19 protein-coding genes and 1 tRNA gene are annotated in these 25,431 nt (G+C 40.7%); 17 read left to right on the forward strand and 3 right to left on the reverse strand.

From position 1 onward, the window contains the following. The first annotated feature begins 245 nt into the window (after positions 1-245). The 12 genes from ABS301_RS24680 to ABS301_RS24735 all read left to right on the forward strand — a co-directional run bounded on the left by ABS301_RS24680 (position 246) and on the right by ABS301_RS24735 (position 16,100). A complete protein-coding gene (locus ABS301_RS24680) occupies positions 246-2,411 on the forward strand; it encodes a bifunctional diguanylate cyclase/phosphodiesterase (protein WP_349674710.1) in 2,166 nt (721 codons plus the stop codon). After that, entirely contained in the window at positions 2,396-2,671 is a 276-nt protein-coding gene (locus ABS301_RS24685; protein ID WP_349674711.1) for an acylphosphatase, read from the forward strand. Before ABS301_RS24680 ends, ABS301_RS24685 begins: the two co-directional genes overlap by 16 nt. A gap of 206 nt (positions 2,672-2,877) precedes the next feature. Beyond that, on the forward strand, positions 2,878-4,326 hold the full coding sequence (locus ABS301_RS24690) for an ABC transporter substrate-binding protein (RefSeq protein ID WP_349674712.1): 1,449 nt from the start codon (positions 2,878-2,880) through the stop codon (positions 4,324-4,326). A 77-nt stretch (positions 4,327-4,403) separates the two neighbouring features. Beyond that, positions 4,404-5,339, forward strand: a complete 936-nt coding sequence (locus ABS301_RS24695) for a carbohydrate ABC transporter permease (RefSeq protein ID WP_349674713.1) — start codon at positions 4,404-4,406, stop codon at positions 5,337-5,339. 11 nt (positions 5,340-5,350) lie between these two features. Then, entirely contained in the window at positions 5,351-6,235 is an 885-nt protein-coding gene (locus tag ABS301_RS24700; RefSeq protein ID WP_349674714.1) for a carbohydrate ABC transporter permease, read from the forward strand. A 113-nt stretch (positions 6,236-6,348) separates the two neighbouring features. Further along, the gene (locus ABS301_RS24705) at positions 6,349-8,190 is read left to right on the forward strand and encodes a sensor histidine kinase (protein WP_349674715.1); all 1,842 of its coding nucleotides are present in this window, start codon (positions 6,349-6,351) and stop codon (positions 8,188-8,190) included. Further along, complete coding sequence (locus tag ABS301_RS24710; RefSeq protein ID WP_349674716.1) at positions 8,175-9,782, forward strand: response regulator; 1,608 nt, start codon at positions 8,175-8,177, stop codon at positions 9,780-9,782. Before ABS301_RS24705 ends, ABS301_RS24710 begins: the two co-directional genes overlap by 16 nt. Before the next feature lie 12 nt (positions 9,783-9,794). Next, entirely contained in the window at positions 9,795-11,774 is a 1,980-nt protein-coding gene (locus ABS301_RS24715) for a heparinase II/III domain-containing protein (RefSeq protein ID WP_349674717.1), read from the forward strand. Next, on the forward strand, positions 11,771-12,826 hold the full coding sequence (locus ABS301_RS24720; protein ID WP_349674718.1) for an SGNH/GDSL hydrolase family protein: 1,056 nt from the start codon (positions 11,771-11,773) through the stop codon (positions 12,824-12,826). Before ABS301_RS24715 ends, ABS301_RS24720 begins: the two co-directional genes overlap by 4 nt. After that, on the forward strand, positions 12,810-14,144 hold the full coding sequence (locus ABS301_RS24725; RefSeq protein ID WP_349674719.1) for an FAD-dependent oxidoreductase: 1,335 nt from the start codon (positions 12,810-12,812) through the stop codon (positions 14,142-14,144). The genes ABS301_RS24720 and ABS301_RS24725 overlap by 17 nt, the downstream gene beginning before the upstream one ends. Before the next feature lie 99 nt (positions 14,145-14,243). Next, positions 14,244-14,837, forward strand: coding sequence for a lactate utilization protein (locus tag ABS301_RS24730; protein ID WP_349674720.1), 594 nt, complete (start codon positions 14,244-14,246; stop codon positions 14,835-14,837). Between the two features lie 282 nt (positions 14,838-15,119). Next, positions 15,120-16,100 (forward strand): DUF4352 domain-containing protein, encoded by a 981-nt coding sequence (locus ABS301_RS24735; protein ID WP_349674721.1) that lies wholly within the window; start codon positions 15,120-15,122, stop codon positions 16,098-16,100. 220 nt (positions 16,101-16,320) lie between these two features. Here the strand turns inward: ABS301_RS24735 and ABS301_RS24740 are convergent. Then, positions 16,321-16,391, reverse strand: a tRNA-Gly gene (locus ABS301_RS24740). 156 nt (positions 16,392-16,547) lie between these two features. On the opposite strand from ABS301_RS24740, the gene ABS301_RS24745 reads away from it, so the two are divergent. The 5 genes from ABS301_RS24745 (at position 16,548) to ABS301_RS24765 (ending at position 24,051) form a co-directional block, all read left to right on the forward strand. Next, positions 16,548-18,467 carry a DNA gyrase/topoisomerase IV subunit B gene (locus ABS301_RS24745; RefSeq protein ID WP_349674722.1) on the forward strand — a complete coding sequence of 640 codons (1,920 nt, stop codon included), beginning with the start codon at positions 16,548-16,550 and terminating at the stop codon, positions 18,465-18,467. Between the two features lie 11 nt (positions 18,468-18,478). Further along, on the forward strand, positions 18,479-20,713 hold the full coding sequence (locus ABS301_RS24750; protein ID WP_349674723.1) for a DNA gyrase/topoisomerase IV subunit A: 2,235 nt from the start codon (positions 18,479-18,481) through the stop codon (positions 20,711-20,713). Positions 20,714-20,873: 160 nt separating this feature from the next. Further along, the gene (gene asd, locus ABS301_RS24755; protein WP_349674724.1) at positions 20,874-21,962 is read left to right on the forward strand and encodes an aspartate-semialdehyde dehydrogenase; all 1,089 of its coding nucleotides are present in this window, start codon (positions 20,874-20,876) and stop codon (positions 21,960-21,962) included. 66 nt (positions 21,963-22,028) lie between these two features. Further along, positions 22,029-23,087, forward strand: a complete 1,059-nt coding sequence (locus ABS301_RS24760; RefSeq protein ID WP_349674725.1) for an aldose epimerase family protein — start codon at positions 22,029-22,031, stop codon at positions 23,085-23,087. Positions 23,088-23,163: 76 nt separating this feature from the next. Next, positions 23,164-24,051: a DMT family transporter gene (locus tag ABS301_RS24765; RefSeq protein WP_349674726.1), complete on the forward strand. Its 888-nt coding sequence runs from the start codon at positions 23,164-23,166 to the stop codon at positions 24,049-24,051. An 18-nt stretch (positions 24,052-24,069) separates the two neighbouring features. On the opposite strand, the gene ABS301_RS24770 is transcribed toward ABS301_RS24765, so the two are convergent. Further along, positions 24,070-24,741: a CPBP family glutamic-type intramembrane protease gene (locus tag ABS301_RS24770; RefSeq protein ID WP_349674727.1), complete on the reverse strand. Its 672-nt coding sequence runs from the start codon at positions 24,739-24,741 to the stop codon at positions 24,070-24,072. Positions 24,742-24,772: 31 nt separating this feature from the next. Further along, positions 24,773-25,258, reverse strand: coding sequence for a YbaK/EbsC family protein (locus tag ABS301_RS24775; protein ID WP_349674728.1), 486 nt, complete (start codon positions 25,256-25,258; stop codon positions 24,773-24,775). Positions 25,259-25,431: the final 173 nt, after the last annotated feature.

Here is a 25,431-nt window from a genome sequence, read left to right on the forward strand (position 1 = left end):
CGGGGGGACTCGAACCCCCGACCCACGCATTACGAATGCGTTGCGCTACCAACTGCGCTACGGAAGCAATCCGACTATTCGGCACAGTGCCGAACCTTTGACAGTATAACAAAAACCAGGTGAAAAATCAACCCCTTTATGAAAAAAATCTTAGATTATGTAATCGTTGCCAAACGTTCCATAAAAAGCTATAATTAACATAAAAGAACAAAATGTAAGCTTTCGTTACAAGGAGTAGGACTGTTATGCATATGAGGGAAAATATCAGAATTAGAAAATTTGATATGGCAATTCCTGTACTCCTATGGCTGTTTCTGATTATTTGCTGCATCAGCTTTCTTCTTTATATGGTGCAGAAGAATGATATAGAAAATAATAATTATTATAATAGCGTATCAAAGCAAAACCAGTTAACAGTCAAAGGCCGGATAGAAGGGGATATCTACCTGCTTAAAACCATAGCAGCAGGTTTTGGAGGCATGGATTCTGATCATGCCAGGCAGCTGCCAGATATAGTCAGCCGTATGAAGCTTTCCATGGAAGGTATGAGGGTGGAATATTCCAAGCAGCTTGACTGGACAAGATTAGACAGAGAAGATTATTATTTAAACGTTTTAATAAGGGGCAATGAAAACCAGCCCCTGGGTTACCTTTACGCGGGAAATGTACACCATGTACTGAATGAGTTGCTGAATACGCAGATTTATGCAAGTTTAGGAATATGCGCAGTTTTTGACAACCAGGGGAATTTAATCGCGGCATCAGGTGATAGAAATGATGAACTTGCGCGGAGTGATATAAGACATAAAATTTACAATATGCTTTCCAGTGGTCAGCAAACTTCTTCTGAATTAAAGATAGGAGTCAGGGGGCAGGAACATGCTGTATTGATACCGCTTGAAATCAATGACTGGTATCTTTTAAATACCTTTCCCAGATCTGATTTGGAAATCAGATATATGGAAACTACAGTTGGTATCGGAGTTTTGATATTATTATCCTCCGGATTGTTTTTTTTATTTTATTTCAGGCAGTACAGAACAATTGCAGCGAACCAGAAAACTCTGGTGAACATTGCCTATACTGATTCACTTACCCGCTGTCATAATTTTTATGCATTTAAAGAGGAAGCGGAACGTATTCTTAAAAACGCGGATATGAAAAGCTATGCGGTATGGTATTGTGACATTAAAAAATTTAAGTTTATTAATGATGTGCTGGGATATGAGGAAGGAGACCGGATTCTCATCACCATTGCCAATTTGCTGCAAAAGTGTTCGAAACAGAATTTTGTGTTTTGCAGAGTGTCAGCGGACAATTTTGCGGGACTTTGTCAATATGAATCCCGGGCAGAACTGAAGAACTGGTTTCATAAACTGGTTCAGGCTTTCCGCCAGCAGGAGTTAACCAATAATAAAAGAATTGCAACCGAACTATGTATGGGAGTATATTGCCTGGAAGAGGAAGATCGGAATGTATCTATTGATAATATTGTGAATCGTGCCAACATTGCGCAAAAATACATAAAAAGCTTACCAGGAGATCAGTTTGGTTTCTATAATAAGGAGATACGGGACAAGGTTGTGGATGAATCTGAACTGGAATCTGAGATGGAAGGAGCCATAGAAAGACAGGAGTTTCGGATTTTTGTTCAGCCTAAGATCTCCATTCAGAATAATAATCGGATTGTGGGAGGAGAAGTTCTGGTTCGATGGGAAAATCCTCGTAAAGGAACCATACTGCCTGGACAGTTTATTTCTATTATGGAACGGGAAGGAAAGATTATCCTGTTGGACCGCTATATGTTTGAACTTTCTTGTAAATGGCTTCATGAATATTTACAGTCTGGAAATCACCCTATAAACCTTGCTGTAAATGTTTCCAAAATGGGTATACTGAGGGAAGATTTTGTAGACTACTATGGCAGTATCAAGGAAAAATATGAGATTCCCGACGGCTTACTGGAACTGGAATTTACCGAGACAGTTATGCTCTCGGATGATACAGTATTTAACGGTCTGGTGGCAAAACTTCATGAAAAAGGATTTATCTGTTCCCTTGATGATTTTGGAGCAGGTTACTCGTCTTTAAATCTCTTGAAGAATCTTTCCATTGATATTGTTAAGCTGGATATTATGTTTTTTAGAAAAAGTAACGATATCCAGAGAGAGCGTATTGTCATTTCCAATATCATTAATATGGCGAAGGAACTTCATATTAAAACCATTGCAGAAGGTGTGGAGTTTACAGAAACAGTTGACTTTTTAAAATCAGCTGGATGCGATATTATACAGGGATACGTATTTGCCAGACCCATACCGTTAGAAGATTTTGAACGGCTTCTTAGTGAAACAATATCTCTGTCGCCTACAGATGAAAATAAGGTGGTGAATATATGCATAGAGAAATAATAAGAGAACACATCTATGTCGATGGAAGAGTCCAGGGTGTGGGCTTCCGTTTTCGAACCATGCAATTTGCCATTCAGTTAAAACTGACGGGCTGGGCGAGGAATTTGGATGATGGCCGTGTGGAGATGGAACTGCAGGGGGAACGGGAGAAAATTAATCATCTGTTTGAGATATTGAAGAGAGAACGCTTTATAGAGATTGATGATTATGAGGCGGATTTAATGCCTGTAAAACATGAGTCTGGATTTCAGATTAGATGAAGTGAGAAATATAAAAAACCCAGTATTTACAAGGAAACTTGTTTTTACTGGGTTTTTTGATGAAAATACCAACAAACATATAAATGTGTACAGACTATGAACTGCAACATCGGATTTTGAACATGGGATAGACGGATATTGCATTTACGGTCATTCATTTATCCCGTATAATGAACCCATAAACAAGAAATGGGAGGAAACATCTTATGAGGTTAAGAAGAATTGGAGCAATTACACTTGCTGCACTCATGACAGCGGGTACGCTGGCAGGTTGTTCAGGCAAAACAGCAACGACTGAAACAACAAATGCCCAGACCACAGCAACAGCGGAAACAACAGCGGCATCATCTGACACAAAAGCGGCAAGCGGGGAGAAAACCGTGATTAACATCTGGTCGAAGGATCGCCATGACGCATCCTATGTACAGGAAAAGGTTGATCAGTATAACAAAACCAATACAGATAATATTCAGGTAAATTACCAGCTCTATACGGACAACTACGTTCAGGCCATTGATATGGCAGTACAAAGCGGTGAGCTGCCTGATATCATGGTTCAGCAGGATCAGATGTTTGATAAATACGTGAATGAAGGTCAGTGGGCAAACCTCTATGACTTTATGGATGAAGATATGAAGACGTATTTCAAGGACGTCATCTTCCCTGGTTATAACGAACTGGATGAAAAGCTTTACTTTATTCCCACCACTGGAACGACCTGCCGCCTCTTCTATAATAAAGAAATATTCGCACGTGTAGGGATTGCGGAGCCTCCAAAAACGTTAGAGGAAATGGTAGCAGATTCCAAACTCATTACTTCCAAGCTGTCTGGTGAGGGAATTTATGGATTTGCTGAAAATATGAAGAGTGCAAGCTCTGGCTTACAGCGGTCCTTATTGGTCGGACTTCAACGTGAAACAGGACTTGTAAATGGATATGACTTTGCAAAGGGCGAATATGATTTTACACCATGGGCAGAATCTCTCAAATTATGGAAAGAACTGCTTTCTGAGGACAGTGCATTCCCAGGCTGTGAATCCCTTGATATTGACCCGTTAAGAACGCAGTTTGCAGCAGGAAAAATCGGTATGTACATGTCTTACAGCCATGCAGAGCCAGGAGTATACCAGAATCAGTTCCCAATGGATTCTGATAAATGGGATTGTGTTCCCATTCCAACCGTTGGGGGCAAAACCAATGGAAAACAGTATTTCTCCGGGACCGGCGGATATGTTATTAACGCAAAGAGTTCTAATTTAGAGAAGGCATTTAAAGTATATAAAGATATTTTCACCAAGGAAGATTATCTGGTTGGTTACTATGAAGGCGGTTATGGTGTGAGCATTCTGCCAAGTGTTATTGCAAAAGCAAAACCAAGTGTTGACTTCCAGAATAAAAAATGGCTGTTGATATCCGATATAGATGCACTTCTTCCAAAGCCACCTCACTCAGCATTTGCTTCCGGTATGGTCGTGGAAGGTGAGGATATGTATAAGACCTGTGAATCCATTTACTATGGAGATGCAGATCCAGATGCTGCATTAAAGGATTTAACTGATCGTTATAACAAGGCCTATCAGGATGCGATTAAAAATAACACAGGCTATGAAGTAAAGATTACTGGTTACGATCCGCAGAACCCAAAATTGCAGTAAAATAAGTAAGTAATGGAAAAGAGGGGCCACTTCAATAAAAGAGGCAGCCCCTCTTTCGTTAAGAAAGGAGTACACAGATGAAAGAAATCATAAGCAGGAATCTCAGAATAAAGAAGACTTTAAAACACAACCTGCAGACATATTCTTTTTTGCTGCCAAATCTGATTCTTTTTACAGCCTGTTCTCTGTATCCGGTTGTATGGACGTTAAAGTATGTATTCTATCAATATGGCGGCTATGGAACCGGGAAGCCGATATTTGTAGGTATTGCTAATTTAGCAAGAGTATTTCGGGATAAAGTGTACTGGGAAAGTGTACTTCATACGTTTACTTACGGATTTGGAAAAGTTCTAATTATTATCCCTCTGGCCTTTTTCCTTGCATTTCTTTTAAATCAGCAGAAACGCGGAAATGGAGTCACCCAGAGCATTATGTTTCTGCCTACAATCATGAGCTCTGCCGTCATGGGCCTTGTATTTTACTTATTGTTTAATGCTTATAACGGTGAAGTTAATAAATATCTTCTGGAATCGGGAATCATCAGCCGTCCCATTAACTGGCTTGGTAAAGATCACGCCATGAAAACACTTATTCTGACTGCCGTCTGGGGCGGCGTCGGAAACTATATGGTTTATTTTATAGCAGGAATCCAGCAGGTATCGGAGGATGCCATAGAAAGCGCCAGAATTGATGGAGCGGGCAAACTTCAGACGATCTGGTATATCATTGTTCCAATGCTGGGACCAATTCTTAAGATCATCATGATGCTTGCAATTACATCTGCCTTCAATGATATAACCAATGTTATGGTACTTACCGAGGGCGGTCCCAATAATGCGACCATGGTCATGTCTCTTTACGGATACCGGTATTTCTTTCCAATTTCAGCTGCGGAAGCAACGGTCCCCCAGTATGGATACGGCGCGGCAGTCAGTGTAGTTTCTGCTGCTATTGCAGGCGTGGTTACGGTGATTTATTTAAAAGTTTCTAAGAAACTGGATGATATTTATTAAGGAGGCAGATTATGACAGAAGCATATACACAGAATAAGAAAATGAAAAAAGTACATCTGTCTGACAAAGCCCGGGCTGCGTTGATTTCGAAATGGGTCTTTTTGGGGATTATGATTGTTTTCACCCTGTATCCGGTGATTTATACTGTTCTTGGATCGTTTAAGACCAATGCCGAACTGACTCAGGGAGGCGGTTTCTTCCCCAGTGTCTGGCATTTTGAAAACTATTATAAAGCGTTTATACAGGCTGATTTTACGAAATATACGTTAAACAGCGTTGTGGTCAGCATTTCAGTGACCATTCTCGCAGTGACTACCACTTCCCTTTCCGGATTTGCTATGGCAAGAAAAGATTTTGCAGGAAAAAAGATTCTGCTTGCACTTTATATGTCTATGATGTTTGTGTCACTGGGATCCGTTACCCTCTATCCCATTTACGAACTGCTCCGTGCACTGAAAATAAACAAAACCATATTTGCGCTGGTGATTGCCCTGACCGGGGGGCAGGCCACCAATGTATTTCTGGTTATGGGATTTACCAAAGGTATCCCAAAGGAATTAGATGAAGCCGCCATTATTGACGGATGCAGCATATACGGAGTGTATTCCCGCATTATTCTTCCGCTGAGTAAGCCAATTCTTGCAGTTGTGGCGTTATTCTCCTTCCGGAACGCGTGGAATGATTATATTACCAGTTTAATTATGACAATTTCCATACCAAAGCTTCAGACTTTGACCGTTGCGGTGGTTCAGCTTAAATATTCCGTTAATTCGGCAGCGGAGTGGCACATTATGCTTGCAGGTGCTTCCATAGCAATTATCCCCATCCTGATTGTATACATGTTTTCTAATAAACAGTTTATTGCAGGGCTGACGGCCGGTGCGGTAAAAGGTTAGCCTTTCCATTTTGTAGCCGGAACAGTCTGTGTTCTGGCTATTCGGCCTTTCGGATGGTATGATAGAATCGTATTGGATATACATACCAGGAAAGGCGATATAAAAGGAAAATAATGATGAAAAAAATTTATAAAAACCTGCGGTTTCGTAGCAAGATTATACTGATATTTGGAATTATGTTCTTTTTAACAACGGCAATCAGCGGTTTTTCTTATTATCGTTATACGTCTCATGACATTGAGGAGAATTTCAGAGTCAGTGCGGAAAGTGTACTGACACAGATTGTGGATACCCTTGATATGCGGCTTGGAGTGATCAGGCAGAGAGCTCAGGGTATGCTGACCAATTATACCTTTGTAGTCAGCTTTTCTGATTATTTAAACAATCCCAATGATCTGAATTTAATAAAAACCATGGGAACCGTATCATCTTTTTTAAAGGATTTGGAGACAGGAGAAAATCTGCTGCATTCCTCCTATATTTATACAGACAAGCGGGAATTTGACAATTTTGTCCGGATGAGAAACTGGCAGTTTCAGTTTAAAGAGTCGGAGTATTATAGTTCCTATATAGGAGGACCGGGGAAAGCCATTCAGTGGTTCCCGTCACAAACGGACCAGATCTTTCAGGATACGGATCAGATTATTCCCTGTGTGAGAAGGTTTAGTGTGGAGGGCTATAAGGGCAGCTTATATTTAATCCTTCAGTTAAAGAAAAAGGAACTGGAACATTTATTAGCAGGAAAATATGAATTTTTCGACAAGATCATTATTCTGGATCAGGATGGTAATACAATTATTGGCTCAGAAGGCATTGACTCTGCAAAACTGATGAAACTGGTTCCGAAGGAGGGAGAAAAAGAAGCAGTCCTCACCAGTGATTACGAGTATGAAGGCAATACGTATTTAGTGACCTGCAATCAACTTTCCGAAAATGGCTGGCAGATCTTTGGATTGAAATCAAGAGAAACTCTGCTGGGCAGCTTACAGAGTTTAAGAGATGTAATTTTAGAGACTTTGGGAGTGATCTTTTTGGTTGGTGTGGCTGCCATCCTGTTGTTATCCTATCAGTTAACCAACTCTTTGAGAAAACTGGAAAAGCGCATGAGTCTGGTTGAAAAAGGAGATTTTAATACCCGCTTTTTTTATCCATATAAAGATGAAGTAGGGAGTCTGGCGAAAAGTTTTAACTATATGATCGGAGAAATCCAAAATCTGGTCAGAAAGCAGGAGGAGACAATCGAAGAATTAAAGTGGGAGCGGGATCATGCAGCCGAAGTGCAAAAGCAGAAGAGAAAGGCGGAACTAAAGGCATTGCAGGCACAGATTAATCCCCATTTCCTCTATAATACGCTAAATGCCATAACATGGCAGGCTGCCGATCAGGGGGCTGAGGAAATCAGTATATTGTCTAATTCTCTGGGGAAATTCTTTCGGATTTCCTTAAGTAAAGGTGCAGAAATTATTACCTTAAGGGAAGAAATTGAACATGTCACCAGTTATCTTGATATTCAAAAAATTCGCTATCATTCCAAATTAAATTACCAGATTGATGTAGAGGAGCAGTGGCTGGACTTAAGAGTAATTAAACTGATTTTACAGCCGTTGGCAGAAAATTCGATTTATCATGGTATCAAAGAGAAGAAGGGAACAGGACTGATACGGATTTACGAAGAATCACAGGGAGAAGGTTCACAGAAAACATTAAAGCTGGTTGTATGGGATAATGGAGCAGGGATTCCAGAAGATAAGTTAAAGATTCTGAATGAAACACTAAAAAAAGGGGTAACAGACCGTTTGGAAGGTTACGGAATTTATAACGTAAATGAAAGGCTCCGCTTATTTTACGGAGAGAATTACGGACTTCAATTTGAGAGTGTAGAAGGTCAGTGGACCAAAGCAATGCTTACACTTCCAGTCACAGATGGGGAGATGGATTCATGTATCGGATCATGATTGTAGATGATGAGGATTATGTCAGGGATATACTTGTAAAAAACATTCGCAGCTCCTCGTTAGCTGTAAAAGTGGTTGCGGTTGCGGGAGATGGAAAAGAAGCTTTAAAATCAGCTCTACTTTTAAAACCGGATATTTTAATCACGGATATATCCATGCCTTTTATGAATGGATTGGAACTGATTAAAGAGATGCAGAAAGCCAGACTTTTAAGCAAATATGTTGTGATCAGCGGATACGATGAATTCGATTATGCCAGACAGGCTATTTCACTTGGTGTAAAGGATTATCTGCTAAAACCGTTTCTGCCCCAGGAGCTGGAGGAGGTTTTAGTGAAGATGATAAATGAGTTAGACAGTCAGAAAACACTCCAGCAAAATTTGAGCCTTCTTCGGGAACAGGCGATTATCAGAGAAGGTCTCTACAGGGAAAAAGTATGTAAGGATCTGCTGGAAGGGCGTGAGTGCAGGGAAACGGACTATAAGCAGCTTGGTATGGATTTAACAGGAGACTATTATCTGGCAGGCATACTCCGCCTTGCAGGGGGAACCTGGGATTTTAAAAGTCAGGAAAGTATAGAAGAGTTTCTGCTGCTGATACGGGATGGTTATTTTCCTGCTGATATCAGTCTTTATGGGGTCAGTTTTGATGGAGCCCATCTGGTAATAATCTGGTGCGGGTCAGGAGACGGAAAAGCTGCATTTACCGGTAAAATAAAAACAGGTATGGAAAAGATACAGATCAGCCTGAAAAAGTATTATCAGATCCAGCTTACTTCTGCCATAGGCTCTCCTTATAAGAGCAGAGAGGGGCTGTGTGCTTCTTATCAGGAAGCGATGGCGGTATGGCGGGGAATGATTAATACAGAACACCCTATATTGTTTTATGGAGAAGAGCTTGAAAAACAGGAGGAGGGCAGCAGCTCCTCAATCAGAGACTGGAAAAATCAGATTCGCCTTTCCGTACGGCTGGGGCAAAAAGACGAAGCGCTGTTACAACTGAAAGGTTTAATTAAAAGCTACGCTTCTCTTGCCAACAAGAAAAATGACTACATCAGTGTGTCGGTAAAGGAACTGATTTACGCAATTCAAAATGATATGGAACATGATGGTTTTGACCGTGAGATTCTGGAGCCTGCAGCCTCGATGCAGGACAGGATTCATTATGGCAGCCTTATGGACATGAAGGAAATGCTGGAAAGCTATATCGAAACCTGCTGTCTGGTGATCTCTGATTATTCAGAGGAAACAAAGGCCAGTGCAGTGGTAAAGCAGATGAAACTGTTACTGGAAAACAATATAAAAGACAGCAAGGTGGATTTGGAGTGGGTTGCTGACAAGGTGCATTTTAGTTCCAGCTATGTCCGCCAGATTTTCAAACAGCATACAGGTGAAGGGGTTGGGGAATATCTGATACGGAAACGGATGGAGCATGCCGGAATGCTTCTTCAGAAGACCAGTTTAAAAATACAGGAAGTGTCGGAAGAGTGCGGATATGAGAATCAAAGGTATTTTGCAAGCAGTTTTAAGAAGTTTTACGGATGTACACCAACCGAATTTAAAAAGGCAGTAGAAGAAGAGCGGTTATATTAAGGGAGGGATACCATGATACAGTTTACAAAAGCACAAATTACGCAGCTTCAAATAAAAGGGGAGCTTTGGCCTGAAGCAATCAGTCAGTTAAAAGAGGAAGTAAGTGAGGTAATGGCAGAGCCAGTTCTTGTTCCCAAAACTGGAATAGCAAACTGGTTCCTCTATTATTACTGTCCCAAATGCTCGGTTTTGCTGGAATTTAACAGAATGAATGGGCATTATCATAAATGCCCGGCCTGTGGTCAGGTATTTACAGGGGAGCCTTACGACAGCACCTGGTGGGGAATCATAAACTCCAGAAATTATACTGCTGCATTTAAAATGGGACTCTTATATCTGGTTACCAAAGACGAGGCTTATGCAAAAAAAGCAATTTCTATCATGACAGAGTATTCCAAATATTATAAAGATTATGAGGTGCATGGAGATATCCCTTACAATGGTCCTGGAAAATCAGGCGCCCAGACTCTTGATGAGGCCAATTTTCTAAGAAGCTTTGCCATGACCTATGATCTTTTATCCGATGCAATGACGAAGGCAGAGCAGGCTTTTATCCGGGATGGCATGCTGCTTCCAGGAGCTGAATTTCTCATGGAACACCGCCATAATCAGCTGCATAATCATGAGGTAATTATTAATTCTGCCATAGCCATTATCGGGCTGATTTTTCATAAGGATTCCTATGTTAAATTTGCCGTTTATGAACCATATGGCCTTCTTTATCAGCTGGAGCATGGAATGCTTCCCAATCATATGTGGTTTGAAGGGGCATTTGGTTACCATTTTTACGCGTTAACCAGTTTTTTTGCATATGAAAAGTTTGCTCTGCAAACTCCCCACAGCCATATCAGTCATCCCAATTATAAGGCCATGATGGAGTTATTAGTGGATTATTTAGAGCCGGGATTCCGAATACCAATGTTAAATGATACAAACTATGGACATACATCTTCCAGTCTCTATCTCTATGAGTTTGCTTATCGTGAGATGGGAGGGGAGAAACTTTTATATATTTTAAACCAATTATATGAAAACGAAAAACGGGATAATATGGAAGCTTTTATCTATGGTGTGGATGAGCTGCCCTCATGCAGTCATACGTTTAAAAATTATCATGTAAAAAAAGGACTCAGTGGAAATACCATTTTAAGAGGTTCCAATGGGCGGTATCTGCTGTTTAAGCATGACAGCTATGGCGGGGAGCACGATCATTACGACCGGCTGGACATTAGTTATCTGGCTTATGGGAAGCGGATCTCCCCCGACCTTGGTACCACCGGATATGGTGCCTTATTGCATTACGATTATTATAAAAATACAGGATCTCACAACACCGTGATGATAGGGGAAGAAAATCAGGTACCGGTAAACGCAGTCTTAAAGCGGTATGAGCAACTGGATGGGGTTATTTATGCGGAGGCAGAAGCAGACTGGACTGCTCCCTATACCATGCCCGACAGCTTTACCATTGTACAGTGGAAGGAAGAACATTACAGATCTGTTAAAATGACAAGAAAAATCGCCTGGACAGATGATTATTTTGCAGAAGTTTTTCTCGTAACAGGAGCAGATCCTGATTTAGCAATTGACTGGGTCATGCATGTTTCGGGAGAGAACCTGTTACCGTTTAACGGCCGGCCAGCAGAAGGCTTTTCTATAAAAAAGCCATTTAAGCATCTTCATTCCGTTCAAGAGACCATAGCAGACGGTTCCATCGTAACTGCTTATCAGGATGGGGAAGTGACAACTCATATATTTGGTTATGGATTTGGTCAGACTGTATTTAGTGCAAAAGGACCGGATAATCCTTCGGTGTCAGATATTAACTACAGGATTGAGCGCTCTTTTGGAGGAGAGGCTATGTTTGCTCATGTGATTACCAGCAGCGACGGAGCCTGTAAAGTGGACGCAGTATCATTTGAAGCGTCAGACGGAATTATGATAATTCATGTAAAGGAGGCAGACGGAGGAGAAAGGAAGTTAATAGTATGATTGACTATGGCATGGAGTTCCACAATGTGGATCATTTGGAAGACGTGGAAGGAATGGGAGGAAAGAAACTCTGCCGCTTTCCCCGTGATTTAAGCCGAAGCCTGGGAGTGGCAGGAAACAGGAACGCAAGATTCCGTGCTGACAGGGCCCATGGTTGTGAACTCCGGTTTGTAACGGAGTCCAAATACTTTGATGTGGCGCTGACAGCGGTGGAGCAGGATATTGATGTGCTCATTTATAAAGGAGACTTACTCCATAAAAAAGAAGTACTAAAGGCAGGAGTCTGCACTGTACTTCATGTGGAAGATCCTCCTGTTTATGAGATTGTAAATAAAAATATGCTGACAGGAAAACAATTTGCCCCCTGGATCTGGCGGATTCAGTTTGGAATGAATGGAGCCATCTATTTTCATTATATTGACACTTATGAGAGCACCCTAAGGCCGCCCAATAAGGAAGAAAAACCAGCTGTTTTATGGGCAGCTTACGGATCATCCATTACATGCGGAAGTGTGACGAATCTGTATTCCAACAGTTACATAAACCAGGCGGCGGTGACAGCAGGCTGGGATGTAATGAACAAAGGCCTTTCTGGCTCCTGTCTATGCGAAAGGGAAGTGGCTGACTATCTGTCAGAACTTTCTGTGGATGTCCTTTCTCTGGAAATTGGTGTGAATATGGTACTGTTTTTTGACGAGAAAGAGGCTTGTAAGCGAGTGGAATATCTTCTGGAGGCATTAAAGAAAAGCCGGGCCAGAGATATTTTTGTGATTGATATGTTTCCCAACAAAGGCCTTATCGCACTGGATCAGGACTCCGCCTATTATCGGCATTACCGCAGCTTTAAGGAAATAGTAAGACAGGCTGTATTAAAAGTGGGAGATCACAGATTTCATCTGGTGAAAGGGGAAGAGATATTAAAGGATTTCACGTATTTAAGCACGGATCTGCTTCACCCTTCTGATAACGGACATATACGTATGGGGGCGAATCTGGCAGACCAGTTAACAGGAAGAGGAAAAGGAGTGTTGCAGCATGAAAGAGCAATATGATGTAATCGTGGCAGGAGGAGGTCCATCAGGCGTGGCAGCGGCTGTAGCAGCCTCCAGAAATGGCTGTAATACATTGTTAATTGAGCAGGAAGCTTATTTAGGAGGTATGGCAACCATAGCCGGTGTACCTGCATTTGGTCCTTTTACAAATGGGGAACAGGATTTAATTGGAGGGATTGGACGGGAAATTTTAGAGGCGCTAAAAAAAGACGGATATAGAAGTCCCTTTTATGACCGGAAGCCAGACCGCATAGAAGGAATCGACTGGTATTCCATTGATCCGGAGCATTTAAAACGTGTCATGGATGATCTGGTAATGGACAGCGGCTGTGATGTGCTGTTTCACACAACAGTCACAGAAGCCAAATATAAAGATGGTAAAATCGAAGCAGTCAGAGTCTGCAACAAAGGGGGATTTAAATGGTTTAAGTCCGACTATTTTATCGACTGTACCGGAGATGGGGATTTAGCAGCGATGGCAGGAGCAATGTGGGAATATGGAGATGAGAACGGCAGGGTACAGTCAGGGACACTTTGTTTCCGTGTTGCAAACATCGATGTGAATCGGTTTATGGACTACGTGGATAAAGAAGGGGAAAACGGAAATCTTTCGGTTGCATCGGAAAAAGCAAAAAAAGACGGGCGTTTTCCATTAAACGAGACCAAGGTAGGGGGGATGGCTTTACAGGCAGAAGGAATAGCAGGATTAAATTTCGGTCATGTATATGATTTGAAGCCTTTAGACCCATGGAACAAAAGCCAGGCTGAAATGGAAGCCAGAAGAAACTTACCAGAGCTCATAACGTTTTTAAGGGAATACGTCCCGGGGATGGAGAAATGTGTGCTGGCTTCCAGTGGACCCAGCCTTGGGATACGGGAATCCAGAAGAATTAAGGGCCGCTATACATTGACAAAAGAGGATTATTTAAACAGAGCCGATTTTGCGGATGCAATTGCTTACTATTCCTATCCAATTGACATTCATTCAGCGCTGCCTGAAAAAAGCGGAAAGAATGAGAAACTTTATCAGACTTCCAAGTATGAGAATGGCGAATGCTATGGGATTCCATACCGTTGTTTAATCCCCCAAGGGCTTAAGAATTTAGCTGTTGCAGGACGGATCATCAGCGCGGATCGTATTATGATGTCCTCCATACGTATTATGAGTGCCTGTTTTGCTACCGGACAGGCAGCAGGTACGGCTGCGGCGCTAGGCAAAAAAGCAGGAGGAATTGACCTTAGTGATATTGATACCGATGTACTAAGAAAATGGTTAAGGGAACAGAAATTTCCTGCAGAAGAAGGATTAACTTATTAGAGTACATTGAATGTTAGTGTTGATAGTTTTCAGGTTTGATGGTATCCTGTTTCTATAAACAAACAGATAAGAAATGTAATTTAAAATGGAGATGAGTTTATGGAATATTCGCAGATAAGAAAGAACTTTGAGCGGCATGGATTTACAACACAGGTTTTTTCTACAAAGGAAGATGCCTGCAGTTACCTTACCGATCTTTTACAAAATCAAACCATCGGATTTGGGGGAAGTGAAACTTTGAAGGAGATGGGATTGTTTGAGGCTCTGCAACAAAAAAATGCTGTTGTATGGCACAATAAGGTTCCAGGTATGGCAGTGCGAAGACTTGCAAATTGCGCAGACATTTATATATCCAGTGCAAACGCAATAACGGAGACTGGGGAGATTGTAAATATTGACGCTACAGGAAATCGTGTTGCAATGACTGCTTTTGGACCTCAATCCTGTTATATCATTATAGGCAGAAATAAAATTACAGCGAATATTGGTGAAGCTTATTCCCGGTGTAAAAATATAGCTGCCCCCTTGAATGCCAAACGATTGGGAGCAAAAACACCATGTGCGGTTAAGGGAGATAAATGTTACGATTGTGACAGCCCTAACCGGATTTGCCGTATTATATCGGTAATTGAACGAGTACCATTAAGTATGAAATGTGAAATTATCTTTGTGGATGAGGAATTGGGGTATTAATCTAACTGAAATTACATACCTGTTACGTAAATTGTAAGCAGCTTTTCTAAAATTCCAGAAAATGGGTGATAGAAACAAAAAAGAGGATAATCCAGAACATTCTGGGAGTCCTCTTTTTCCTTTATTATAATTTATCTTGTTCTATTAATGTGATGTCGGAGATATCTGGTTATCTTTAATTACAAATATTTATAGAAAATATTAAACTAAAAAACTGTATTTTCTTTTGTATGATTTTATTGTAAAATGAATCCATATTGGTTTGCAGAACGAGGTGGGAAAATGAGTATAAAAGGGACATCACAAGAGTTATATGTAGGGAAGAAAGAAAGTAATATTATTTCGTATTGGGGAAGCAGAAAACGAATCGATTATGATGATTTAAAACGAATCGATTATATGTTTGCTACATATTCAGAGTTGGGGTATGTTAATTTTGTTCATAACAGCAATAAAACAGACAGATTTAAATTCAGACATAAAGCAAATGAAAAAATACTGCGTACCGTAGAATTAATAAAAGAAAATAATGAAGAAATAAATTTAATAGAAAAGCGAGTAGATGATCTGAAATTCTATGAGCGATGGTGGTTTATTATAGTGTCAATGTTTTTATGTTGCGCTCCGATTGGTATATTTTTATTATGGTACAAGAGAAAATCAACCTTAAGCAATCGAATATTTATTACGATTATGGCTTTGATTCTATGGGGCGCATGGTCTTATGTGCCTTATATTAATTATAAAGCATCAATGAATCAGTTAAGGGAAGCAATGTCTGACAACCAAAACATAGTAAATACTTTAAACTCTGACGCAGAAACAAATAGTATTCAATCACCCATTCAGGAGACTGAGGAAACCTCTACCGCAAGTGACACTGTTTTTGAAGTGGGGGATATTTACGAATCTGATAATATAAAAATTATGTTTTTAAACTGTGGAGATTATTCGGTTGATAACCAATTTATGCAGCCGGAATCAGGAAACAAATATATATTCGCTGAATTTTCAATAGAAAATGTAGGTAAGTCTGATTTAAGCACTGGATCGTTTTTATTTGACTGCTATGCAGGAAATACAGAATGTAAACAGCCTATAATTTCTGGTGAAGATATGCTTACATCAATAACCAGTATTTCTTCGGGGAAAAATACGAAAGGAAAAATATTTTTTGAGGTACCAACAGATGCAGAAGAGATCCAGTTAGAATATAAAATAGATGTATTATCAGACGAAAAGATATACTTTAAAATCAAATAATAAAAGCCGCGTGGGAATAGGTTATAATTTTGAAACGGTCTCTCCATTAAAACTTCATAACTGTTTAAAGGCAGCAGAACCATAATGCCCTTAGCAGCCTCACTCAATTTACACAACTAAAATAAATGATTTCAACTTACGAAGTGGTGTCAAACTTAAAAAAAGAGGGCAATCCAGGTCATTCCGGAAGTCCTCTTTTCCTTGTAAATCAAAGGTTTTAAGCAGATAACGGGAATCGGACCCGCCTCCTCAGCTTGGGAAGCTGATGTTCTACCAATGAACTATATCTGCATGCTATTGTTTGACACATTCCGTATTATACCACAATAGACTTTATTATTACAATAGGTTTTTCTGAAAATTGGTAAAAAATCCCCCATAAACTTGCCAAATATGGAAAAACCATTGTATAATGGGTATTGATAATACAAGATGTGGAGGAGTAACATGGCGAAAACGCAGTATAACGCAGACAGTATTACCGTGCTGGAAGGCCTTGAGGCGGTACGGAAACGTCCGGGAATGTATATAGGAAGTGTTGGGACAAAGGGACTGAATCATCTGATTTATGAAATTGTTGATAACGCAGTGGACGAGCACCTGGCAGGTTTCTGTAATCAGATCTGGGTGACACTGGAGGCCGATGGGTCCTGTACAGTCAAAGACTCTGGCCGTGGTATTCCGGTTGAGATGCACAAAAAAGGTGTTTCAGCGGAACGAGTGGTTTTATCTACCCTTCATGCAGGCGGTAAGTTTGACAACGATGCATACAAAACCAGCGGAGGGCTTCACGGCGTAGGTTCTTCCGTGGTAAATGCCCTGTCTGATTACATGAGTGTTAAAGTATATAAAGATGGTCTGATTCATTATGACAAATACGAGCGGGGCATACCAACGGTGGAGCTGGTGGATGGCCTGCTTCCTACGTTGGGAAAAACCAGAGAGACAGGAACGGAAATCAATTTCCTCCCTGATGAGACTATATTTGAAAAGATACGTTTCAAAGCGGAATGGCTGAAAAGCCGTCTTCACGAAACAGCATACTTAAATCCCAATCTTCATATCACCTATTCCAATAAGAGATCAGGAGAAGAGGAGAAAGTGGAATTTTATGAGCCGGAAGGAATCGTTGCTTACGTAAAGGAATTAAATGCTGGAAAAGAAGCTGTCCATGACCCGGTTTATTTTAAGGGTATTGTTGATAAAGTGGAAGTGGAAGCAGCCATTCAGTTTGTGGATACCTTTGAAGAAAATATACTTGGTTTCTGTAACAACATATTCACCCAGGAGGGCGGCACCCATTTAGCCGGTTTTAAAACCCGCTTTACCCAGTTGATTAACAGCTATGCCAGAGAACTCGGTATATTAAAAGAAAAGGATACGAATTTCACAGGAGCTGACACGAGAAACGGTCTGACTGCAGTGATTGCAGTCAAGCATCCGGATCCGATCTTTGAGGGACAGACGAAAACAAAGCTTGCCAGCGCAGACGCCACAAAGGCAGTTTTTACTGTGGCAGGCGATGAGCTGCAGAGATATTTTGACCGGAACTTAGAAGTGCTTAAATCCGTTATCAGCTGTGCGGAAAAGTCAGCAAAAATCCGCAAAGCAGAAGAAAAAGCCAAAACCAATATGCTCAGTAGGTCAAGATTTTCTTTTGACAGCAACGGAAAGCTGGCTAACTGTGAAAGCAGGGATGCTACCAGATGTGAAATATTTATTGTCGAGGGAGATTCGGCCGGCGGCTCTGCCAAGACGGCCAGAAACCGCCAGTACCAGGCCATACTGCCCATTCGCGGTAAAATTTTAAATGTGGAAAAAGCTTCCATCGATAAGGTATTGGCCAATGCTGAAATCAAAACAATGATAAATACCTTTGGGTGTGGCTTTTCAGAGGGTTATGGCAATGATTTTGATATTACAAAGCTTCGTTATGATAAAATTATTCTTATGACCGATGCCGATGTGGATGGCAGTCATATTGATACGCTGCTGTTAACATTTTTATACCGGTTTATGCCCGAATTAATTAACGATGGACATGTTTATATTGCTATGCCTCCATTGTTTAAAGTGATTCCAAAACGGGGAGAGGAACAGTATCTTTACGATGAAAAAGAGCTGGAACGTTACAGAAAAACACATACCGGTGAATTTACCCTTCAGCGTTATAAAGGACTTGGAGAGATGGATGCAGAACAGCTTTGGGAAACAACTCTGGATCCGGAACGGCGTGTATTAAAGCAGATTGAAATTGAAGATGCACGGATGGCCTCAGAAATAACAGAAATGCTAATGGGTAGCGATGTACTTCCCAGAAGACAGTTTATTTATGAGCATGCGGATGAAGCGGAGATCGATGCGTAAGGAGAAGGAATATGGCAGAAAAAATTATTAAGACAGAGTATTCCGAGGAAATGCAGAAAAGCTACATGAACTACTCCATGAGTGTCATTACAGCACGAGCTATCCCGGATGCGAGAGACGGATTAAAGCCGGTGCAGCGCCGCGTACTTTACGATATGAGCGAACTGCATTTAAATCATGATAAACCACACAGAAAATCAGCACGAATCGTGGGTGATACCATGGGTAAATATCATCCCCATGGTGACAGTTCCATCTACGAGACTCTGGTTGTAATGTCCCAGGTATTTAAAAAAGGAGTACCCCTGGTAAACGGGCACGGTAACTTCGGTTCCATAGAAGGTGACGGGGCAGCGGCCATGCGATACACCGAAGCAAGACTGGAAAAGTTTGCCGAAGAGGTTTATTTGAAGGACCTTGATAAAACCGTAGAATTTATTCCCAATTATGATGAGACGGAAAAAGAACCGGAGGTTCTTCCGGTTAGAGTTCCCAATCTGCTGATTAATGGTGCGGAAGGAATTGCAGTCGGCATGAGTACCAGCATTCCCCCCCATAATTTAGGCGAAGTGGTAGACGCGGTTCAGGCATATATAGATAATCCTGATATCTCTGTAAGGGAACTAATGGAATACCTGCCGGGTCCTGATTTCCCGACTGGCGGAATTATTGCCAACAAAAGCGATCTTCCCTCGATCTATGAAACCGGAATGGGGAAAATTAAGCTTCGGGGAAAAATTGAAGTAGAGCTTGGTAAGCGAAAAGCCGATAAGGACAAGCTGATTATTACCGAGATTCCATATACCATGGTAGGAGCCGGAATCAATAAATTCCTTATAGATACTGCTGATCTGGTAGAGAATAAAAAGCTTACAGATGTAATAGATATTTCCAATCAATCCAACAAAGATGGAATCCGTATCGTTTTAGAACTTCGGAAAGATGCGGATGTAGAGAAAATCCGAAACATTCTTTATAAAAAGACAAAATTGGAAGATACCTATGGCGTCAATATGCTTGCAATAGCGGAAGGACGCCCGGAAATCCTGAATTTAAAAGGTATTTTAAGAAATTATCTGGACTTCCAGTACAAAAATGCAACCAGAAAATATCAGGTTCTTCTGGATAAAGAGCTGGAAAAGAAAGAAATAAAAGAAGGACTTATAAAGGCCTGCGACATTATTGATTTAATTATAGCAGTTTTAAGAGGATCGAAGAATCTAAAGGATGCAAAAAACTGTCTGATAACAGGTGATATCTCAAATATTTCTTTCCGGGTCAGGGGTTTTGAAGAAGATGCAAAAAAACTGTGCTTTACTGAAAAGCAGGCAAGTGCGATTCTCGAGATGCGGTTATATAAGCTGATCGGACTGGAGATTCTTCAGTTGGAAAAAGAATTCAAAGAAACACTGGCAAAAATTAAAGAGTATGAGAAAATACTTTCCAGCAGAAGAAATATGGATGAGGTCATTAAAAAGGATCTGGATTATATTAAGGCAGAATACGGTACCCCGAGAAAGACTCTGATTGAAGACGGAAAGGAAGCCGTATATGATGAAGCAGCTGTAACTGTTTCAGAAGTTACCTTCATAATGGACAGATTTGGTTATTGTAAGATACTGGATAAAAATACTTATGACAGAAATAAAGAAACCATTGAAACCGAGAATCCTTTTGTGGTAAACTGTCTGAATACGGATAAAATCTGTATTTTCACTAATACTGGAAATTTACATCAGATAAAAGTATTGGATATCCCGGGTGGAAAGCTTCGTGACAAGGGGACTCCTATTGATAATTTAAGTAAATTTGACGGGTCGAAGGAAAAGATTATTTATTTATCCCATGCAGGCGGATTAAAAGGGAATAAGTTTTTGTTTGCAACCAGGCAGGCTCTGATTAAGATGGTTCCAGGAGAGGAATTTGAAACCAATAACCGTACTGTGGCTGCAACCAGACTGGTGGATGACGATATGGTAATTTGTGCACTGCCATATAGGGGACAGACGGATGTAGTCCTTCAGACTTCTTCCGGAGTATTTCTGCGTTTTGCCTCCGATGAGATTCCCGAGATGAAAAAGAATGCCAGAGGGGTAAGAGGAATAAAGCTGTCTCCCGGTGAGAATCTGGAAGCTGTCCATCTCCTGGGAGATGAGCCGGTGATACAATACAAAGAAAAAGAAGTGCATTTAAACCGTTTAAAGATAGGCAAAAGAGATGGAAAAGGCAGTAAGGTTCGCCTTTAATGCTTTACTGTAACACACATTTTAAAGAAATGTCTCCCTGACACGCACAAATGTATTTTTCTGACGAATAAATATTGATTTTTTTTTCACTTTGTTATAGGATAGTTAAGAATTTAGCGTATTATAGTATTACAAAATGAAAAGAAATGAGGAGAGTGCGATGGAAAAGAAGTTGCGAGTTGGTATATTGGGAGCTACCGGTATGGTTGGCCAGAGATTTATATCTCTGCTTGAGAACCACCCATGGTATGAGGTGGTGACTGTGGCAGCCAGTCCCCGTTCAGCAGGAAAATCATATGAAGAGGCAGTTGGAGACCGTTGGAAGATGACAACTCCCATGCCGGAAGCAGTAAAACACTTAACAGTCATGAATGTAAATGAAGTTGAGGCAGTTGCAGCAGGCGTGGATTTTGTATTCAGCGCAGTGGATATGACGAAAGATGAGATTAAAACCATAGAAGAAGCATATGCAAAAACTGAGACACCGGTTGTTTCCAACAACAGCGCCCATAGATGGACACCGGATGTTCCTATGGTAATTCCGGAGATTAATCCAGAGCATTTTGAAATAATAAAAGATCAAAGAAAGCGCCTTGGTACAGAGCGGGGATTTATTGCCGTAAAACCCAACTGCTCCATCCAAAGCTATGCACCGGTTCTCACTGCATGGAAAGAGTTTGAACCATACGAGGTGGTAGCTACAACTTATCAGGCGATTTCAGGCGCAGGAAAGACCTTTAAGGACTGGCCTGAGATGGAAGGAAACATTATTCCTTATATTGGCGGTGAGGAAGAGAAAAGCGAGCAGGAGCCCCTTCGTTTATGGGGAACGATTGAAAATGGCGAGATTGTAAAAGCGCAGGAGCCGGTAATCACCTGCCAGTGCATTCGTGTTCCCGTTCTCAATGGTCACACTGCAGCAGTTTTCGTAAAATTCCGCAAACAGCCGTCTAAAGAAGAATTAATAGACCGACTGATGAACTTTAAGGGGCTTCCCCAGGAACTGGATCTTCCAAGTGCACCAAAGCAGTTTATCCAGTACTTAGAAGAAGATAACCGCCCTCAGGTTGCCCTTGATGTGGATTTTGAAAGCGGAATGGGAGTTTCTGTAGGTCGTTTAAGAACAGATTCTGTGTATGATTATAAATTTATTGGTTTGTCCCACAATACAGTTCGCGGGGCAGCCGGCGGCGCAGTACTCTGCGCAGAGCTTTTGACTGCGAAAGGGTATATTAAAGCCAGAGATTAACCGGATTATGAGGCTCTCTCTGTCCAGGAGGGGGCCTTTATAAAATAGGTATATGGAGGAAGTAAGATGGCATACAAAAAAGAACTTTGGGGAAATATGCCGGATGGCAGAGAGGTGTATTTATATACACTGGTAAATGAAAACAAAGTATCTGCTTCATTTACAAATCTGGGTGCAGTTTGGGTAACCATGAATGTGCCTGATCGGAACGGAAAGGAAACGGATGTGGTATTAGGGTATGATAGTGTATCGGATTATCTGCTCAACCCGCCTCACTTTGGTGCTCCCATTGGAAGAAATGCCAACCGTATTGCCGGAGCTAAGTTTATCATTAATGGAAAAGAATATAAACTTGCAGCTAATAACAGCACCAATAACTTACACAGCGGCCCGGATCTTTATCATTCACGTCTTTGGGACAGTGAGGCAGAAGAAAATGATATGGGAACCAGTGTGAGCTTCTCCCTGTTTTCACCAGATGGAGATCAGGGATATCCCGGCAATGCCAATATTACCATAACATATACCCTCACGCCAGACGATGGCTTAAAGATTGATTATCATATGATCTGTGATGAGGATACAGTTGCAAACTTTACCAACCACAGCTATTTTAATCTGGATGGACATAATAGCGGAAGTGCATTAGACCAGAAAGTATGGATAGATGCCGATACATATACCAGGGCTGATGAAATATCAATTCCTACGGGCGAATTTACTCCGGTAAAAGGAACCCCCATGGATTTTACTGTTATGAAAACAATCGGGCAGGATATCAATGAAGAATATGAAGCACTTGTTTTTGGAAGTGGCTATGATCATAACTGGGTCTTAAATCATCCATCAAAAGAACTGGCTTTATCTGCAGCTTCAGAGTCTGATAAGACAGGAATCAGAATGGAAGTGTATACCGATCTTCCAGGAATGCAGTTTTATACTGCAAACTTTTTAAATGACCAGATGCCTGGCAAGGGTGGTGCAGTTTACAGCAAACGCTGCTGCTATTGCTTTGAAACCCAGTACTACCCCAATGCGGTGAATACTCCTGAATTCCCTACCCCTATCCTAAAAGCGGGACAGGAATATCAGACAACAACAATATATAAGTTTTCAACAATTTAGAGAGGCATTGATATAATTTCAGGGACGCAGATTATTGCGCCCCTGAACGCTTGTGAAAGGACATAATTGCATACTTATGAATAAAACGAATGAAAAAGGGATAAAAGCACTGTCAGTTATGGGACTGATTATCACCACGGTAATTTGGGGAAGTGCTTTTGTGGTAATGAAAAATTCGGTGGATGTCATTTCACCAACCTATCTGCTGGCACTCCGGTTTACCATCGCTTCTACAGCACTTACAGTGGTGTTTTGGAAGCGCTTGAAGAGGGTGGGAAAGACAGATATTATCTGTGGTCTGGTTTTGGGATTTTTTCTGTTTATCAGTTACTTCTTTCAAACCTATGGATTAAAGTATACCACTGCCAGTAAAAATGCTTTTATTACTACATTGTACGTCATTCTTGTTCCTTTTTTGCACTGGTTTTTTAATAAGAAAAAACCTTCAAAGAACAATGTGGGAGCGGCAGTTATCGCAGTCATCGGTCTGGGGTTTATTTCCCTGGAGGGTGACTTAAGAGTGAATATTGGTGATTTTATGACTCTTATCTGTGGTATATTTTTTGCTTTTCATATTGTATTTGTTGACCGGTATACTGAAAACCATGATCCGATTATATTAACGGTGATGCAGATGGCAGTTGCGGCCGGGTTAAGCTGGGTGGTTGCTCCGGTTTTGGAGGGAGGACTGGATCTGTCTGTAATAGATAACTCTATGGCGGTCAGCCTTCTATATCTTGGCATTTTCAGCACGATGATCTGTTTTCTGCTGCAGAATATGGGGCAGAAGTATTTAAGTCCCAACACTTCTTCCATTATTCTGTCTTTTGAATCAGTATTTGGTCTGATATTCTCGGTTTTTTTACTGGGAGAATTGGTAACTTTAAAATTACTGACAGGCTGTGCTTTATTGTTTCTATCGGTTATCTTGTCGGAATTCAAAAAACAAACTCCCGCTGTTTAATCCAGCGGGAGTTATGCTTTAGAAGAAACTGTAGATCGCATCCCATATGATATATCCGTATCCTGCTCTCAGTATGATAAGCACACCGTCTGAAATGATTAATGGAATAATACTTTTTCTTGAAAAAGAGTATAAGTAATAGCAATACAGAACTGTTGTTATAAATGTTCCATACATATTTACTCCAACAAACCTTAAAGTAACAGACAGATTAATAACATAAATAAGCAGGAAGCTGATAAGAATGACGGCACACTTAGAAGAAAGCAGCTGATTTAATTTTGTGAAGATGTATCCTCTGAATATGACTTCTTCTGTTATTTTATTGATAAATGAAATAAGGAGAAGGGTGTATAAAAAAGGCATTTCTTTAAATGGATAACTAATAGTTACGGACACATTCGTAAACAACTCGGTCGGAACGGAATAAAGAAGGTAGAGTACAACGCCCAGTACTGCACCATGTACAATATCCATAATAGAAAAGCTTCGCAAACCAATACTGCTAAGCGGCTCTCCATCCACTTTTCCTGTTATGTAGCAAATCATTGCAATCTCAAAAATACTGATAAAGATTAGGATCCATTGATAATGTTTATTTGTTTCGTAATTTCTCAATAAAAAACCCATCAGTAATACAAAAATATAAATTGATGCAATCTGCAATGTTATTTTGCTTTTTGCTGTCATAAAAAATCCCCCCGGTTTTATTTTCTTATTATTAATTGGAAACTTCAATACCTTTACAAACATCAACCCATTCTTTCGCCTGGGCAAATAAAAACAGTTCTTCGTTGGTCAGTTGGATAGCTGAATTAGAGCTGCCGGCTGCCGGAAAAACAGAAGAGAATCTTTGAAGAGACACATCTAAGTAAGTGGTCGCACAGTCAGGATTGGCAAAGGGACATACGCCTCCGATTTCATGACCAGTGAAGGCAGATACTTCGTCAGCGGACAGCATTTTTGATTTAATCCCAAATGTTTTTTTGAACTTTGCATTGTCAATTTTCATGTCACCGGCCGTAACCACCAGGATACAGCTGTTTTCGTCAGAACCGTGAAAAGACATGGTTTTTGCAATCCTTGCCGGAATCACATCAAGGGCTTTTGCCGCTAATTCTACGGTTGCACTGGAAACAGGAAACTCCATAACCTGGCAGTCCCGGCCAGATTCTTTGAAGTATTCTTTTACTTTTTGTACAGACATAAGAAAAACACTCCTTTGCATTCATGTAATGGAATTTTAAGTAAATTGTTAATTATTGTACCATTGATATTAAAATTTATCAATGTTATAATAAAATTTGATGTGCCTTTTGGTGAGAGTTGTCAGAAATATTTGCTATTCATGAAGTTTAATGGTATAATAGAACGGTTACT

It is taken from the genome of Lacrimispora sp., assembly GCF_031982545.1.
Lineage (GTDB): Bacteria > Bacillota > Clostridia > Lachnospirales > Lachnospiraceae > Lacrimispora.